This is a genomic window from Variovorax sp. GW821-FHT10C12 (assembly GCF_059415405.1).
Window position 1 is genome coordinate 2,335,562 of record NZ_JBWKNE010000001.1, and the last position, 14,877, is coordinate 2,350,438.

The window sequence follows — 14,877 nt, forward strand, 5'->3', positions numbered from 1 at the left end:
CGCGCAGGCGCTCTCGGCTAGAAGAGTCCGCGTTGCGAGGTCGTCAAGGCCATGAAACTGTCCCCCATGGGCTGAAGAATGGCATCGGCAATCGGCTGCAGCTGCCGGGTCAGGTAGTGCTCGTAGTCGATGCGCGAGTGGCGGGTTTCCAGCGGCTCCGGTCCGTTCCGCGTCATGACGTATTGAATCCAGCCGCCCTTCTGATACTGCTGGGTCCGGCCGACCCGGACGTTGTGCTCGTCGGCGATGCGGGCGGCCCGCACCTGCGGCGGCACGTTGACCAGGTAGGCATCGAGCCGGTGGCGCAGGCGCTTTCGGTAGATGAGCAGGTCGTCCTTGGCACCTGCCAGCGTCGCCTTTGCATAGTCGGTCACGAACGCCTTGTAGGGCTCGCCCTGGAAGATGCGCGACAGCAGGCCCTCCTGGAACTGGCGTGCCAGCGGGGTCCAGTCGCTGCGCGCCATCTCCAGGCCGCGGTACACCATCTCCTCCTTGCCCGCGGCATCCACGCTGAGACCGGCGTAGCGCTTCTTGCTGCCCACCTCCGAGCCGCGGATGGTGGGCATGAAGAACTTCTTGTAGTGGGTGTCGACCTCGATCTCGAGAAAACTCTCCAGGCCCTGTTCCTCGCGCAACGTGCGTGCCCACCAGGCGTTGATGTCGGCCGCCAGGCGGGCCGCGACGGCGTGCGCCTCGTCGTTGGTGTGGGTGCGCTTGAGCCAGATGAAGATCGAGTCGGTGTCGCCATAGATGGCTTCGTAGCCCCGCTCTTCCACGAACTCGCGCGTGAGCTTCATCATCTCGTGCCCGCGCAGCGTCACGGCGGACACCAGCTTGGGGTTGAAGAACCGGCACTCGGAGGCCCCCAGCACGCCGGCGAAGGAGTTCATGAGCAGCTTCAGCGCCTGCGACAGCGGCTCGTTCTTCGCGCGCTTGGCCTCGTCCCGCGCGCGCCACAGCGTGGTCACGATCTCCGGCAGGCAGTGCCTGTCGCGCGAGAAGACGGTCTCCTGCGGGCCGTGGATGAGCCCGGTCGGATCGGCGGCATTCGAGCCTTCGACGAGGCCCACCGGATCGACCAGGAAGGTGCGGATGATCGAGGGGTAGAGGCTCTTGTAGTCCAGCACCACGACGGAGTCGTAGAAGCCCGGCTTCGAGTCCATCACGTAGCCGCCGGGGTAGGCCTTGCTCGCGATCTCGCCCACGCTCGGCGCCACGTAGCCCAGGCGGTGCATCCGCGGCAGGTAGTGGTGGCTGAACGCGGCAATGGAGCCGCCGAAGTGGTCGGCCTGCAGGCCGGTGACCTGGGCGCGCTCCATCATGAACTGCAGCAGCTTCGCCTTGTCGAAGATGCGCAGCACCAGCTCGCAGTCGCGGATGTTGTAGAGCGCGAGCGCGGGCTTGTCGTGCTGGTAGCGCCGCTCGATCTCGGCCATCTTGTCGTACTCGTCGCCGATGGCCTTGCCTTCACCGAGCAGCGTTTGCGAGACGTTCTCGAGGCTGAAGGACGGAAAGCTCCACACCGCAGCCCGGAGCGCCTCGATGCCGTCGAGGATGACCCGGCCTGGCGTGGGCGCGAACAGGTAGCCCTGCTTGCCCGGATGGGTGCGCCATTCGATGGGGCGGCGCTCCCGCCCCAGGAGGAACGGCACGCCGCAGTCGTTGGCGGTCTTCTGCAGCACGCGCAGGTCGAACTGGATGACGTTCCATCCGATGACGACATCGGGGTCGTTGCGCTCGAACCAGTCGTTCAGTTGCTCGATCATGGCCTTGCGGGTCGGGCAGTAGACGAGCGAAAAGCCCATCGCCTCATCCGGCTCGGGCGGCGGCTCGCCGAGCATGAAGACGACGCGCTCCGGCGTGCCGTCCAGCGCAATCGAATAGAGCCCTTCATGCTGGCTCGTCTCGATGTCCAGCGACACGACCTTCAGCACCGGCCGGAACTCGGGCGCGGGCTTGAGCTTGCAGTCGACGATCGTGGCGCGCTCTGCCCGCCCGCCTTCCACCTGCACGCCGGCGGTGATGAAGCGCTCCATCAGGTAGCGGTCGTGCGGGCGCACGTCGGCTTCGAGCAACGGAATGCCCTGCGCCTGGAGGGCGCGTGCCAAGCGGCCGAGCTGGCGGAAGTGCGTGGCATAGACACCAAGAACCGCCTCCTGCTGGAAGCTCTGGAGCGCGAGTTCGCGCAGCTGCACGCCCGGCATGGCCGCGAGGTGCGCTTCCACCGCCGCCCGGTGTCGGGCGGCGACGAACGCGACGCTGCTGCGGGAGGTCAGGACCACTTTCCTGGGCCCCGCCTCGGTCGCCAGCCAGTACTCGATCTCCGTGCCGGCGGGCGCATCACGCCAGTGGCGCGTGAGGATGAAGCCCTGGAGGTCTGTGGAGGTCACGGGCGCGGGGAGATCGGGTGGAGCGGGAGGGCAGACTTGGGCACAGGCGATTTTCGCCTGCACAGCCGGACAGACCTTCGCTACAGCCGGTTGCGCGTCTGCGTGCCGAATGACGCGCTTCGATCAGACACCCGGGCGTGCGACCCCGCGTGCATCGCTTGCCCGGAAGAGACATTCCAGGCTTCATGTTCAGCGCTTTGAAGCGGTCGCTCATGCGGGCACAAAAGGCGCGCTCATGCTCGTCAGGCCCTGGCGCGAACTACGCCCCCGATTGGCGCGCGTGCTCGAAGATGGCTTCGAGCGCCTTGGCCTCGTCAAGGGTCAAGAGGGAAATGGGGTCCCCAATACCGTCGCTGTCTGTCCAATCATCGTATTGACCTTCTCTGCCGTCCGCTGCCACCGCCCTGTCGCAGTAGTCGAGGTGTCCTTCGCAATAGAACACGCTGACATGCCACCCACCCATTTCATATTGCATTTCACCCTTGTAGGGGCGACGCCCTGAGGCAGCGACCGGCACCTCGCCTCGGATGGTGCGCCGAAAATGCTCCGCGACAACTGTTGCTGACAAGATTCTCATGTGTCGTTCAAGGGGATTGGGAGCGGTCGCCTGTCAGCGACCGCAGTTGGCCGACTGTAGCCATCGGAAGCCCGTGGCGTGATCTTCCGGCCCCCAGAGCGCGAGAATACGGCCACCACTCCAGGAGAATTCTTCGTGACGACCGTCGCCATCACCCCCGCAATCAACGTCAGCAACAGCGACGGCTTTGTCCTGTTTGGCGGCGTGAACGTCCTCGAGTCGAAGGACATGGCCCTGCGCGCCGCGGAAGAATACGTCCGCGTCACGCGAAAGCTGGGCATCCCCTATGTCTTCAAGGCGAGCTTCGACAAGGCGAATCGCTCGTCCATCCACTCCTATCGGGGCCCCGGTCTGGAAGAGGGCCTGAAAATCTTCGAGGCCGTCAAGGCGGAGTTCGGCGTGCCCCTCCTCACCGACGTGCACGAGCCCTGGCAGGCGAATCCCGTCGCCGAAGTGGTCGACGTTCTGCAGCTGCCTGCCTTTCTCGCCCGCCAGACGGATCTGGTGGTCGCGCTCGCCAAGACAGGCAAGGTCATCAACGTCAAGAAGCCCCAGTTCCTGAGCCCGTCGCAGGTGCTCAACATCGTCGAGAAGATCAGGGAAGCGGGAACCTCCCCCGTCATCCTGTGCGACCGGGGCACCTGCTTCGGCTACGACAACCTGGTGGTCGACATGCTCGGGTTCGGCACCATGAAGAAGATCACCGGGAACCTGCCCGTCATCTTCGACGTGACCCATGCGCTCCAGCAACGCGAGGCGAACGCCGTCGCCTCGGGCGGGCGACGCGAGCAGGTGGCGGAGCTGGCGCGTGCAGGCCTGGCGGTGGGCCTGGCGGGCCTCTTTCTTGAAGCGCATCCTGACCCGGCACAGGCCAAGTGCGACGGTCCCAGCGCGCTGCCGCTGGACCAGCTGGAGCCTTTCCTCACGCAGCTGAAGGCCTTGGACGACCTGGTGAAGTCGTTCGCGCCCTTGCACATCCGCGCCTGAACGAGACGCCGCAGCTCAGGCGGCCTTCTGCTTTTTCTGCAGGGACCTGGGCGCCTCGCTTCGCGCCAGCCACAGTCCGCTCGCAATGATCAACGCCCCGCCGCCCAGCGTCCATGCATCGGGCGCGGCCTGCCAGAACACCCAGTCCAGCACCAGCCCCCAGGCGAGCGCGCTGTATTCGAAGGGGGCGATGGCCGCGGCCTGGCCGTGGCGGAAGGCCTCGGCGATGGCCAGCTGACCCAAAAAGCCGCTGATCGCCAAGCCCGCGAGCAACCCCATGTGCTCGGCCTGGAGGGGCACCCATTGCGGCGCCGCCAACAGGCTGCCGCCGACAGCCATGCCCGCCGTGGTCCAGAAGACCAGCGCGGCGCTCGATTCGGTGCGGCTGATGAGCCGCCCCAGCATGTTCGACAGCGCGTAGCAGGCCGCGGCCACCAGGATCGCCAGCGCCCCCGTCGAGAGGAACGCGCCCTGCTCGGGCCGCAGCGCGATCACGACACCGACAAAGCCCAGCCCGATGGCGACCCAGTGGCGCGGAAGAATCGACTCGCCCAGCAACGGCACGGCGATGAGCACCATCAGCAGCGGCGCGATGAACGTGAGCGTGTAGGCCTCGGCCAGGCCCAGGGTCTTCAGGCCATGGACGAAGAGCACGAGCATCGTCATGTTCAACGCGGTGCGCAGCAGGTGCAAAGGCCAACGCAGCCGGCGATTGAAAACGCCGGCGGTCTCGCGCCGCCAGGCGATGTACACGCACACCAACGGCAGGGCCGTGAGACCGCGCAGCGCCATCACCTGCACCGCCGGGTAGTGCCCGGCCAGGTTCTTGAGCAGCGCGTCCATGCAGGCGAAGAAGGCGCAAGCGAGCAGCATCGCGGCGATGCCGCGCAGGGTTCCGGTCGGGTTCATGGTCGGGTGGTCTCGCGGCAACGGCCGGGAGAAAGGGAAGCGTCTTGTTCTTGACCGCCAAGCATAGACGCTGCGAACGCGTGGCGTTGGCCGGCTGTCGACGCAGCACTTCCGGCCGCACGGGACCCACAGCAGGCCTTGGCCATGGCCGCTACAGTGCCCTCATGACCGACACCCACACCCTTCCCCTCGACCTTCAAGCCGCCATGCGTGCACGAGACGAAGCCTTCTATGCCGTCGATTCGGCGCAGTGGGGCCGGTACACCGCGAGCGACTTCACGACGGTCCAGCAGAACGGCCAGTTCATGTCTCGCGCCGAACGGATCGGCAACCTTCAAACGCAGAAGCAGCGGCCCTACGTGCCACGCGAACGCGAACAGCACGAACAGCAAGGCGATCTTGTCGTCACCCGCTTTTTCAGCGGCGGGCTGTGGGTGGTGGAAGTCTGGAAGCGCATCGACGGTGCATGGGCCACCGTCATGACCCAGGCCACCACGGCGACTCCCTGAAAGCTTCCAGCCGCAGAACGCGATGACCGCTGCCGGCGACATGCTGCCGCCCGTCAAGGGCCGCAACTGCGAAGCGGGCCTGAAGGGCGAGCTGTTCCACGGCAAGGTCCACACCGCGCTGGCGCTGTTCCGGCTCCACCGGCAAGGTGCGCAGCGAAGGGTTCGACGCGGAGATCAGCGGCGAAGTGGCGCGCGGGTGGCAGGTGTTCGCCGGCTGCACGTTCAACCACTTCAAGTACCTGAACCACACCGCCAATGCCGGCGTCGATTTCGCCAGCACCTGTCCGTCTAGGGGAAAAGAACAGCGCCCCCGCGGTTGAGGTCTGCCAGCAGCACGCCCTGAACATAGACGGCATAGTCCGCGAAGAACATCGCTGCGCCTCCGCTCGCTCCGGTAGGAATGCTCAAGCCGGCGTAGAAGAACCCCTGGCTCGCCTGGTCATTGAGCCGGGCCAGTCCCGCAGGCGTATTGATATCGACCGGGCCTCCAGCAATTTCGTCCGAAAAACGATAGGCGACCGCCGAGGGGCGGCTGCTGTCCAGTTCGTAGGCATTGAAGACGCCTTGGACGGGCTGTCCGCCGGGGTTGGCGAAGTATTCGAAATAGCCCTTGTAGCGGAATCCGTCTTGACCGCGGCTGGTGAGTTGCGGCTTGGGATCGGAGACGATGGGATCGAACGCATAGCGGTAGGTCGCCCCCGCGGCTGCAGAGCTCTTGACGACGATCGCATTCACGCTCGGGCTGAGACCCCGCTCCGTGTTCAGGAAGCGATAGCCTTCCTGTCCCCATGCGTTCAACTGGGCGATGAAGTCTGCCGGCATCATCTGATTGAAGCTGAACTTCCGATAGGTGTAGGTGACGGGCTGACTTTCGTTCTTGACCAGGATGAAGCTGGCCTTGCGGATGGCGTTGAGTGAATCGTCCAGGGTATGCGTCTCCCCCACCAGGTGGTGCAGCACATAGCCCTTGGCGCCCTCGTCTTCCAACCGCTGCAGCAGCGCGGTACTGGCCGGGTCCCAGCCATCGCGACCGGAGAAGGTGAGCGTGAATTCCTTGTAGCTGTACTTGTCGTTGGCGGCTTGCGGATTGACGTACAGAGAGTTGCTTCCCACGGGGCGCAGCCGGACGCTGCCTTTGGCGCCCTGGTCGTTCAGTTGCTGCACGACGGCCGGCACCGAGGCGATGTAGGAATCCTTGTCGCCATCCCAGGCAGAGGGGAGCGTCTCATACTGCGCGGGTGCCGGTGTTCCGGGTTCCTGGGTTCCAGGTTCCTGGGTTCCAGGACCTTGCGTTCCGGGTCCCTGCGTTCCGGGTCCCTGCGTTCCGGGGCCTTGTGTTCCGGGCCCTTGTGTTCCGGCGCCGTCCGTTCCAGGCCCGACCGGCACCACTGGAAAGCCACCGCCACCTCCGCCGCTACCACCACATGCCGCAAGCATCAAGGCGACTGCCGTTGCTGCAGCCACTGCAGATTTTCTGAATTTCATTCCCTTGCCTTTCAATTTGTCGAAGCCGATGCTGCCGATATGGCAACGTTGTCCGTAGCGATCGGCAGCCACTGCGTGGTCCGTCAGATCGCCGTCAGATCGCCGTCAGCGTTTTTAGGGCACTCGGGAGAAATTTCCCCATGCCGAAAGTCACACCGCCCGGAAAGGCATGGGAAATCGATATTTGGCTATGAGGCAGTTAGGACTCATGCGAACCATGAGACCTGAAAAGAGACGGCTCTTTCTCTTTCCAATATCGAGAGGATGTACAGGGAGATTCGGGCTTCGATTCCCCTGTCTATTCTTCTCACTCAACTTTGAAGTTGGCGAGAAATTCCCTCTATGCAAAAGGCGATGGATCTCTGAAGTACCGAGTCGCTGGCGCAAGACTCCGTGCATGCCCCGTGACGGATGTCAGTTCTGCCATCGCCTGCAGCAGCGCGGCAGCGCTCACCGGCTTGAACAGCATCGGCACCCCCGATGCCTGTGCACGCCGCAGTTGTTGCGGGGCCGTCTCGCCCGTGATCAGGAGCAGGGGAATGTCGAGCTGAAAGCGCTCGAGCAGGCGCAGGCCGACCTCGAGTCCATCGCCCCCGTCGGCCAGCCGGTAGTCGCACAAGAGCATCGAGAACGGACTGCTTTTCGCGTCCGGGTGCGCCAATGCTTCGACCGCGTGCGATTCGTCGGTCACGGCCACGACATCGACCGAATGCGCTCGCAGCAGCGCCGCCATGGCCAGGCGAATCTCCGCTTCGTCGTCGATCAGCAGCACGGGGCCGTGCAGGTTCGGCGCCGCACGGCTGCGATGCCTGGGCATCTCCAGTTCATCGCGCAGCAGGTCGGCTGGCGCCGCCAGCGTTGCCTTGGCTTGCGGCAGGACCACGCGGAAATGCGTGCCACGTCCCGGTCGCGAGCGCACCACGATCGGGTGAGACATCAGGTGCGACAGGCGCTTGACGATCGACAGCCCGATCCCGAGTCCACGCGCGCGGTCGCGGCCCGGGTTGTCGACCTGATAGAACTCCTCGAAGATGCGGTTCATCTGTTCGGGTGCAATGCCGACGCCGGTGTCGCGAACCTCCAGCCACACCTTGTCTCCGCGCCGCCGCGCGACCACGCTCACGCCCCCCTCAGGGGTGTACTTCAAGGCGTTGTCAACCAGATTGGACAGCAGGCGAAACAGCAGCTGTATGTCGCTGCGCACCCACATGCCGCTGGCACGTATGCGCAATTGCAGGCCCTTCTGTTCGGCGTGCGGGGCGAAGGTCTGGTTCAGCACCAGAAGCAACGCGTCGAGTTCCAGTGCCTGCGGTTCGGACACGACAACGCCTGCATCGAGATGCGAGACATCGAGCATGGTGTCCAGCGATGAGCCCAGCGCGTCGACCGCGCGCATCAGGCGTTCGGCATTCTTTCTTTCAGGATGGTCATGCAGTGCGCTTTCCATGGCTGCGCCGAAAAGTGCAATGGCATGCATCGGCTGACGCAAGTCGTGGCTGGCCGCGGCAAGAAAGCGGGTCTTTTCCGCACTGGCTCGCTCCACGGCGGCGATGCGTTCGCGCAACTGCGCAGCCAGCGCCTCGTTCTCGAACCGCAGGATCAAGGAGGCTGTAAGCCGCTGGTTCTGCTTCACCCCTTCGCGCAATGTCAGCATCAGATGCGCGAAACCGAAAAGCGCCAGGAACCCGTGCAGCGCGCCACCGTGCCAGATCAAGGCAAGGATCAGCCCGCCCATCATCGGAATGCCGCAGCCGAACATGGCCTTCTTGAGCGGCCAGCGGGCCTGAACAGCCCGGGTCCAGCTGACCATGATCACGACGATCACCACGGTCGTCATCGCCGGGCTCTGGATGAGCACAAGGAACAACGCGCATGGAATCGCCGTGGTCACGCTGAGCAGCGTGACGATGCATGTGTACCGGCGCGCCCAATGGCGGCTTTCGGCCAAGGGGACATCCGGCGTCCACCGCGGCGCGAGCAACGCATACAGGTGCATCGACACGACGACAGCGACCATGCCGATCACCAGCAGGTGGTGGATCGGATCGACGTTGAAGTACCCGAAGATGCCGATGGCAATGGCGAAGCCCATGTGCGCGCAGGTGACCATCGTGTGCCCGGCATACACCGAGGCCACGTGCTCGCGGAGCACCCGATGGTCCAGGTCGGCGAACGCCGGGGCCTGATGCATCGATCGGGCAGCGTCATTCATGGGTGGGGCCCTTCTTTCGTTTCTTCTTCGATGATCGCCTTGCACCTCCTCCGGTGAATCAACGCAGGCTGCTGATCAGTTCCGCCCGCGATTGCACGCCGAACAGCAAGAGGATCGTCGAGACATAGTTCTTCACCGTGCCTTCGCGCAACTCGGCCAACAGGGCGATCTCCTTGTTGGACTTGCCTTCGAGAATCATCTGCAGCACACGCGCCTGGCTTCCCGTCAGGGCGCCCAGGCCACCGCTGACGGAACGGTGGGGCACCCTGGCCACCCACCTGGAAGTGCCTGGAAGGCCGTCGACCACGTCCCTCCCGAGCAGGCCACAGGCACGGATGAAGCTCACCACCTCCTTGAGGTTGGCCGACTTCGGCAAGAACGCGCGGGCGCCCTGTGCCAGCGCACTTTGAGCAATGGCGCTTTGCGCCAGCGAGGTGGCGCCGACACCCGACAACGCGACAACGCGGGCCTGCGGATAACGCTGGAGAAAAACGGACACGCCGCTCAGACCGCGGGTATCGGGAAGCGCCAGATCGAGCAGCACCCACCCGATGCTCGCCTGAAAGCGCTCATACACGGCCAGTGCCTGCGCCATGCTGCTGGCTTCGAAGACCTCGACCGCTGGCCCGGTGGGCGAGGCTTGCGCCTGGAGCAAGGCGCGCACACCCAGGCGCACCAGGTCGTGGTCGTCCACGATCAGGATGGCTGACGCTCGGGTCGGCGCAAGAGTGCTCATGGCGCGCATGTTAGGGTCATGCGCCGCCGGCTGATAGTGACGAAAGTCAACTCACCCGCAGACCTTCATTCCTTTTTCAGACCCATCTGCAGCGCCGTCTGCCCAAAGCGCGCAAGGTCTGCCCGGGCCCGCGCCGCTGCATCGCCAGGCGAACTGCCAACCGGCATCCACCCCGCATCGATCAGGCGCTGGCGCGCCTCGGGCCGCGCCATGCCCTGGACGATCACCGCATTGAGCCTGTCGATGACGGCCTGCGGCGTGCCCTTGGGGGCGGCCAGACCGAACCATCCCGAGGTCACGAAGCCGGGCAGCCCCGCCTCCTGCGCCGTGGGCACGCCGGGCAGCGATTCGCTGCGTTCGCGCGTGGTGACGAACAGCGCGCGCACCTTGCCGGCCTGCACGTTCGCCACCTGCGCGGCGGCGTTGTCGATCATGGCGTCGGTGTGGCCGCCGAGCAGGTCGGCGATGGCGCCGGTGCCGCCCTTGTAGGGAACGACGTTGGCCGAGATGCCGGCCGCCTTCATGAACATCATCTGCGTGAGGTGGGCCTGCGTGCCCACGCCTGCATTCGCGAACGAAACCTTCCCCGGATTCGCCTTGGCATGCGCGATGAATTCCTTGAGGGTGCGCGCGGGAAAGTCCGGCCTCGTCACGACCACGAAGGGAATGTCGACCAGGATCGCGATGGGCGCCAGGTCTTCCACCGGCTTGTACTTCAGGTCATACAGGTAGGGATTGACGGCCATCGTTCCGCTGGCCACGAGCACCAACGTGTGACCGTCGGCGGGGGCGCGCACCACCTGCTGCAACGCCATCGACCCACCGGCGCCCGGCTTCGCGTCGACGATGACCGGCTGGCCGAGCGCCTTGGCCATGAGGTCGGCGATCTGGCGTGTCATGGCGTCGGTGGCACCGCCGGCCGCATAGGGAAACACGATGGTGATCGGCTTGCTCGGGTAGCCTGGGCCGACTGCACGCGCCGCGGTGGCGAGCGATGCGGCGCAAAGCGATGCAGCGGTATTCAGCACGAAGGTTCGGCGAGGGATCGTCATGCGGGCATCTCAACGCATCGGAGCGGAAGAAGCAAGGGTGCGGCCTGTTCGGCGAAGCGCATGAGCGCGGGCACCATGTCGGGCTGGTACCAGTGTTCCTGATGCAGGAGGTTCAGGGAACCGACAGTGCGGCCGTCGTGCCGGATCGGCACATTGATGGCAGACCGGCAGCCGAGCGCGTCGATCAGCGCATGGTCCGGGAACGCGCGGCGGCAGGCTTCCTGATCAACGCAGATGCGCGCCCGGCCGCCCTGCACCACCTCGCGAAAGAAGTCGTTGTCATGGTGCAGTGGCTTGGTGCCGCCGCACGGATACGCCACCGGGTCGCTCGTGTACAGGCGCCGGGACGCCGCAAGGCCGGGGTCGATCGCCAGCACGGTGAACAGCCGGTGCCCCGGAAACCGCCGCAGCGCGTGGTCCAGGGCCTCGAAGGAAGCCGGCTCGATGGCACTCACTGCGCAATGCCCAGACGATCGATGATGGGCCCCCAGGCGGCCGACTCGCGCTGCGTGAACTTCAGGACATCGGCCGGCGTCGACTTGACGCCGACCAGCATCTGGCCGGCCAGGCGCTCCTTCATCTCGGGCGTGTCCAGGGCCTTGTTGATCTCGGCGTTGAGCCGCGCGACCGCGTCGCCGGGTGCGCCCGCGCGCGCCACCAAGGAGTACCAGCCGGGCACCTCCATGTCGATGCCCAGCTCCTTGAACGTGGGCACGTCGGGCAGCTGTGGCAACCGCCGTTCGCCGGTGACCGCCAGCGGCACCAGCTTGCCGCTCTTGACCAGCGGCACGACGCCGACGGGGACGGTCGTCATCACCGGCGTGTCGCCCGCCATCACGCTGGTCAGCGCGTTGGGGCCGCCGGCACCGCTGATGGGCACGTGCTGCATCTGGATGCCGGTGCGCGACTTCAGCAGCTCGCTCGCCAGATGGGTGGAGTTGCCGATGCCGGCGGATGCAAAGCTGAGCCGCTGCGGCTCGGCCTTTGCCATCTTGATGAGGTCGGGCAATGTCTTCACGCCCAGGCTCGGTGCGACGACGGTCACGAACGGGGTGTTGGCGATGACGGCGACACCGGTGAAGTCGCGCGCCGGCTGGTGCCCCAGCGACTTGTACAGGTGCGGGTTCCACGACATGTTCGAGACGCCGGCCAAAAACAGCGTGTAGCCGTCTGCAGGCTGCGAGAGCACGTAAGCCGCGGCCAGCGTGCCGTTCGCGCCGGGCCGGTTCTCCACCACGACGCTCTGCCCGATGCTCTTGGCGAGCACGTCGGCCAGCGTGCGCGCCAAGGTGTCCGGTCCCGAGCCGGCCGGCTGCGGAACCACCACCTTGATCGGTTTGGAGGGAAAGCCCTGCGCGAAGGCGGGTGCGGCGAGCAGCGAGGCTGCAACGGCCAACGCGGAAAGCATGGTGCGGCGGGTGGTCATGATGAAGTCAAGGTCGGTGGTTGCGAAAGGTGTGAGGCGTCTCAACCGACGGTGGCGTAGTCGAGCGACTTGGGCGTGGCGGTGAGCACGCGCGGCGTCGCGCCCACCACGACCGTGTCGTCGATGCGAAAGCCGCCCACGCCGTAGACGTACAGGCCGGGCTCGGCCGAATAGACCTCGTTGTCGCGCAGCGGACGCTGGCTGAAGGCCATGTCCTCCGGGTACTCGTGGTGCACGATGCCGATGGCGTGGCCCGTGCGATGGCGGATGCAGTCGGCAAAGCCGGCGCGCTCGATCACGGCCTGCGCCGCGGCGTCGATCGCGCACACGGGCCGGCCTGTCACGGCCGCGCCGATGGCCGCATCGGTCGCGTCGCGCGCGGCCGTCCACAGCGCCTTCTTCTGCTCGTCGGGGCGCCCGCAGAACCAGGTGCGCTCGTTCTCGATCGTCAGGCCGTTGAGCCGGGGAATCACGATGTTGACCAGCACGTCGCCTTCGCGGATGCGCGCGCCGCAGGAGGCACCGTCGCCGTGCGGCGAGGCCGACGCCGGGCCGCTGAGCGTCCAGCAGCGCACGACCTCGAACTGCTCGCCGGGAAAACGCTCGGCGGCCTCCTGCACGAACAGGCTGGCCATGGCGCAGTCCATCTCCTGCACCAGGCGGCCGGGCTTGATCGCTTCGCGGTAGCGATCCTGCAGCCAGTCCGTCAGCCCGGCCATGGCCTGCATGACGGCCAGTTCCTCGGCGTGCTTCTGCCAGCGCAGGCTGCGCACTTCCGCGGTGGCGACGCGCACGTCCAGGTCGGGCAGCAGGCGCTGCACGGCCGCCATCACGCCGCTGCCGGCATCCAGCGCGATGCGCGAGCGGCGCAGGCCGGCGCGGCTCAGGCGCTCGGCAAGAATCTCGGGGAGCTGCGACACGAGCGGCAGGCGGTTGCTCACCATCGGATGCTCGGCATAGAACGTCACGTCCGTGATCCACACCTTGTGCGCTTCCATCGAGAAGCGCATGTGGTTCGTCGACAGCTCGTTCATGACCAGGAAGCCCTCGCCCTGGCGCGGCACGACCGCGAAGATCGGCCGCTCCCAGGGCTGCACGTCGGTGTGGAAATTGGTCGCGAACTGAAAGAAATCCGCGGTGGTGAACACCAGCGCATCGACGGCGAGTTCGTCCATCAACCGGACCATCTGGTCGTGGCGGTACCGCCAGACGGCTTGCGTCAGCTTGGGCATGTGTCGTTTCCTTGAAGGGGCCGGAGGCATCCGGCGGGTTGTCTGAACAGTTCGGGGGTGCGGGCTACAGCGCGTCGAACTCGACCACGCCGGCTTTCATCACCAGGGGAATGCGCTCGCCCTGCCCCCCCAGGCAATCGAGGTTGCGCATCGGGTCGCCGTCGACCAGCAACAGGTCGGCCAGCGCGCCCGGGATCAGCCGGCCGAGCCGGTCGCTCATGCCCAGCACCTCGGCACCGACGAGCGTGGCGCTGGCGATGATCTCGGCCGGCGACAGCACCTGCGCGCGCAGGCGGAACTCGTCGCTTTGCAGCCGATGCGACTCGCCCAGTAGGTCGGTGCCGAAGCCCATCTTCACGCCCGCCGACTTGTAGATCTCGAGCGAACGCAGCCCGGCGCCGCGCACGTCCTCCACCTTGGCCACGCTGGCCGGTGGCAGCCCCAGGGCCGCGCCTTCGTTGGCGAGGGCGTCGTAGGTCACCAGCGTGGGCACCACATAGGCGCCGTGCGCGGCCATCAGCGCCGCAGTCGGTGCGTCGACCAGGTTGCCGTGCTCGATCGTGCGCACGCCGCAGCGCACCACGCGCTGGATCGCGGCCGGGGTGTAGGCGTGGGCCAGCACGTAGGTGTTGCGGGCCGCGGCCTCCCCGACGATGGCGCGGATCTCGTCCTCGCTGTAGCCCAGGGCATCGACCGGGTCGGTGGGCGACGCCACGCCGCCGCCGGCCATGATCTTGATCTGGTCTGCGCCCATCTGCAGTTCTTCGCGCACGGCCTTGCGCACGGCGTCCACGCCATCGGCCACGCGGGCCAGCATGCCCACGCGGGCGCAGTTGGGGCACACGGCGTTGGCCACCAGATAGTCGGAACGCGCGCGGCCGTCGCCATGGCCTCCGGTCTGGCTCAGCGCGCGGCCAGAGACGAACAGGCGCGGCCCCTGCGCCAACCCCGACTGCACCGCCTGCTTGAATGCATCGCCCGCGCCGGCGGCATCGCGAACGGTGGTGAAGCCGCGGCGCAGCATGCCGCGCAGGATCGGCAGACTGCGCAGCGTCGCCAGCACGTTGGGCATCAGCGCCTGGCGCTGCAGGTTCAGGTCGACGGCCACCACGTGCACATGCAGGTCGATCAGGCCGGGCATCACGGTCTTGCCGGCGGCGTCGATGACCCGCGCATCGCGCACCACGATCGGCCGGTCGGACACCTCACGGATGGTGTCGCCCTCGATCAGGATGTCATGGCGATCCTGCAGCTCGGGCTTCAGCGGATCGAGCAGACGAGCGTTCTTGACGAGGATCTGATTCATGGGTCTGTTTGCCGGGTTCCGAGGGCATGGGCGGTGAGGAATGACGGGATCGTAGG

Annotated in this window: 13 protein-coding genes; 2 read left to right on the plus strand and 11 right to left on the minus strand. The window is 66.2% G+C overall.

Going from position 1 to position 14,877, the window contains the following annotated elements; translation table 11 throughout:
• Nucleotides 1-17: 17 nt before the first annotated feature.
• Nucleotides 18-2,390: a DNA polymerase II gene (locus tag AC07OH_RS11105; RefSeq protein WP_495300650.1), complete on the minus strand. Its 2,373-nt coding sequence runs from the start codon at nt 2,388-2,390 to the stop codon at nt 18-20.
• A gap of 259 nt (nt 2,391-2,649) precedes the next feature.
• Nucleotides 2,650-2,967, minus strand: coding sequence for a DUF7693 family protein (locus AC07OH_RS11110; RefSeq protein ID WP_495300651.1), 318 nt, complete (start codon nt 2,965-2,967; stop codon nt 2,650-2,652).
• 135 nt (nt 2,968-3,102) lie between these two features.
• Between AC07OH_RS11110 and kdsA the strand changes: the two genes are divergently transcribed.
• Nucleotides 3,103-3,954: a 3-deoxy-8-phosphooctulonate synthase gene (gene kdsA / locus AC07OH_RS11115; RefSeq protein WP_489058586.1), complete on the plus strand. Its 852-nt coding sequence runs from the start codon at nt 3,103-3,105 to the stop codon at nt 3,952-3,954.
• 15 nt (nt 3,955-3,969) lie between these two features.
• On the opposite strand, the gene AC07OH_RS11120 is transcribed toward kdsA, so the two are convergent.
• The gene (locus AC07OH_RS11120; protein ID WP_489058587.1) at nt 3,970-4,863 is read right to left on the minus strand and encodes a DMT family transporter; all 894 of its coding nucleotides are present in this window, start codon (nt 4,861-4,863) and stop codon (nt 3,970-3,972) included.
• 164 nt (nt 4,864-5,027) lie between these two features.
• Between AC07OH_RS11120 and AC07OH_RS11125 the strand changes: the two genes are divergently transcribed.
• On the plus strand, nt 5,028-5,372 hold the full coding sequence (locus AC07OH_RS11125) for a nuclear transport factor 2 family protein (protein ID WP_495300652.1): 345 nt from the start codon (nt 5,028-5,030) through the stop codon (nt 5,370-5,372).
• A gap of 288 nt (nt 5,373-5,660) precedes the next feature.
• Here AC07OH_RS11125 and AC07OH_RS11130 read toward each other — a convergent pair whose 3' ends face one another.
• The 8 genes from AC07OH_RS11130 to AC07OH_RS11165 all read right to left on the minus strand — a co-directional run bounded on the left by AC07OH_RS11130 (nt 5,661) and on the right by AC07OH_RS11165 (nt 14,821).
• Nucleotides 5,661-6,929: a hypothetical protein gene (locus AC07OH_RS11130; RefSeq protein WP_495300653.1), complete on the minus strand. Its 1,269-nt coding sequence runs from the start codon at nt 6,927-6,929 to the stop codon at nt 5,661-5,663.
• 268 nt (nt 6,930-7,197) lie between these two features.
• Entirely contained in the window at nt 7,198-9,069 is a 1,872-nt protein-coding gene (locus tag AC07OH_RS11135; RefSeq protein ID WP_495300654.1) for an ATP-binding response regulator, read from the minus strand.
• Between the two features lie 58 nt (nt 9,070-9,127).
• The gene (locus tag AC07OH_RS11140; RefSeq protein WP_495300655.1) at nt 9,128-9,805 is read right to left on the minus strand and encodes a response regulator transcription factor; all 678 of its coding nucleotides are present in this window, start codon (nt 9,803-9,805) and stop codon (nt 9,128-9,130) included.
• Between the two features lie 65 nt (nt 9,806-9,870).
• Nucleotides 9,871-10,857, minus strand: a complete 987-nt coding sequence (locus AC07OH_RS11145) for a tripartite tricarboxylate transporter substrate binding protein (RefSeq protein WP_495300656.1) — start codon at nt 10,855-10,857, stop codon at nt 9,871-9,873.
• Nucleotides 10,854-11,312 carry a GAF domain-containing protein gene (locus AC07OH_RS11150; protein ID WP_495300657.1) on the minus strand — a complete coding sequence of 153 codons (459 nt, stop codon included), beginning with the start codon at nt 11,310-11,312 and terminating at the stop codon, nt 10,854-10,856. Before AC07OH_RS11150 ends, AC07OH_RS11145 begins: the two co-directional genes overlap by 4 nt.
• A complete protein-coding gene (locus AC07OH_RS11155) occupies nt 11,309-12,283 on the minus strand; it encodes a Bug family tripartite tricarboxylate transporter substrate binding protein (protein WP_495300658.1) in 975 nt (324 codons plus the stop codon). The genes AC07OH_RS11150 and AC07OH_RS11155 overlap by 4 nt, the downstream gene beginning before the upstream one ends.
• A 41-nt stretch (nt 12,284-12,324) precedes the next feature.
• Nucleotides 12,325-13,515 carry a M24 family metallopeptidase gene (locus tag AC07OH_RS11160; RefSeq protein ID WP_495300659.1) on the minus strand — a complete coding sequence of 397 codons (1,191 nt, stop codon included), beginning with the start codon at nt 13,513-13,515 and terminating at the stop codon, nt 12,325-12,327.
• A 64-nt stretch (nt 13,516-13,579) separates the two neighbouring features.
• Nucleotides 13,580-14,821: a metal-dependent hydrolase family protein gene (locus AC07OH_RS11165; RefSeq protein WP_495300660.1), complete on the minus strand. Its 1,242-nt coding sequence runs from the start codon at nt 14,819-14,821 to the stop codon at nt 13,580-13,582.
• Between the last annotated feature and the right edge of the window lie 56 nt (nt 14,822-14,877).

Coding starts and splice junctions, on each gene's coding strand:
- AC07OH_RS11160 (WP_495300659.1), bottom strand. CDS start 13,515: ATGCCCAAGCTGACGCAAGCCGTCTGGCGGTACCGCCACGACCAGATG.
- AC07OH_RS11135 (WP_495300654.1), bottom strand. CDS start 9,069: ATGAATGACGCTGCCCGATCGATGCATCAGGCCCCGGCGTTCGCCGAC.
- AC07OH_RS11165 (WP_495300660.1), bottom strand. CDS start 14,821: ATGAATCAGATCCTCGTCAAGAACGCTCGTCTGCTCGATCCGCTGAAG.
- AC07OH_RS11155 (WP_495300658.1), bottom strand. CDS start 12,283: ATGACCACCCGCCGCACCATGCTTTCCGCGTTGGCCGTTGCAGCCTCG.
- AC07OH_RS11125 (WP_495300652.1), top strand. CDS start 5,028: ATGACCGACACCCACACCCTTCCCCTCGACCTTCAAGCCGCCATGCGT.
- AC07OH_RS11110 (WP_495300651.1), bottom strand. CDS start 2,967: ATGAGAATCTTGTCAGCAACAGTTGTCGCGGAGCATTTTCGGCGCACC.
- AC07OH_RS11120 (WP_489058587.1), bottom strand. CDS start 4,863: ATGAACCCGACCGGAACCCTGCGCGGCATCGCCGCGATGCTGCTCGCT.
- AC07OH_RS11140 (WP_495300655.1), bottom strand. CDS start 9,805: ATGAGCACTCTTGCGCCGACCCGAGCGTCAGCCATCCTGATCGTGGAC.
- AC07OH_RS11145 (WP_495300656.1), bottom strand. CDS start 10,857: ATGACGATCCCTCGCCGAACCTTCGTGCTGAATACCGCTGCATCGCTT.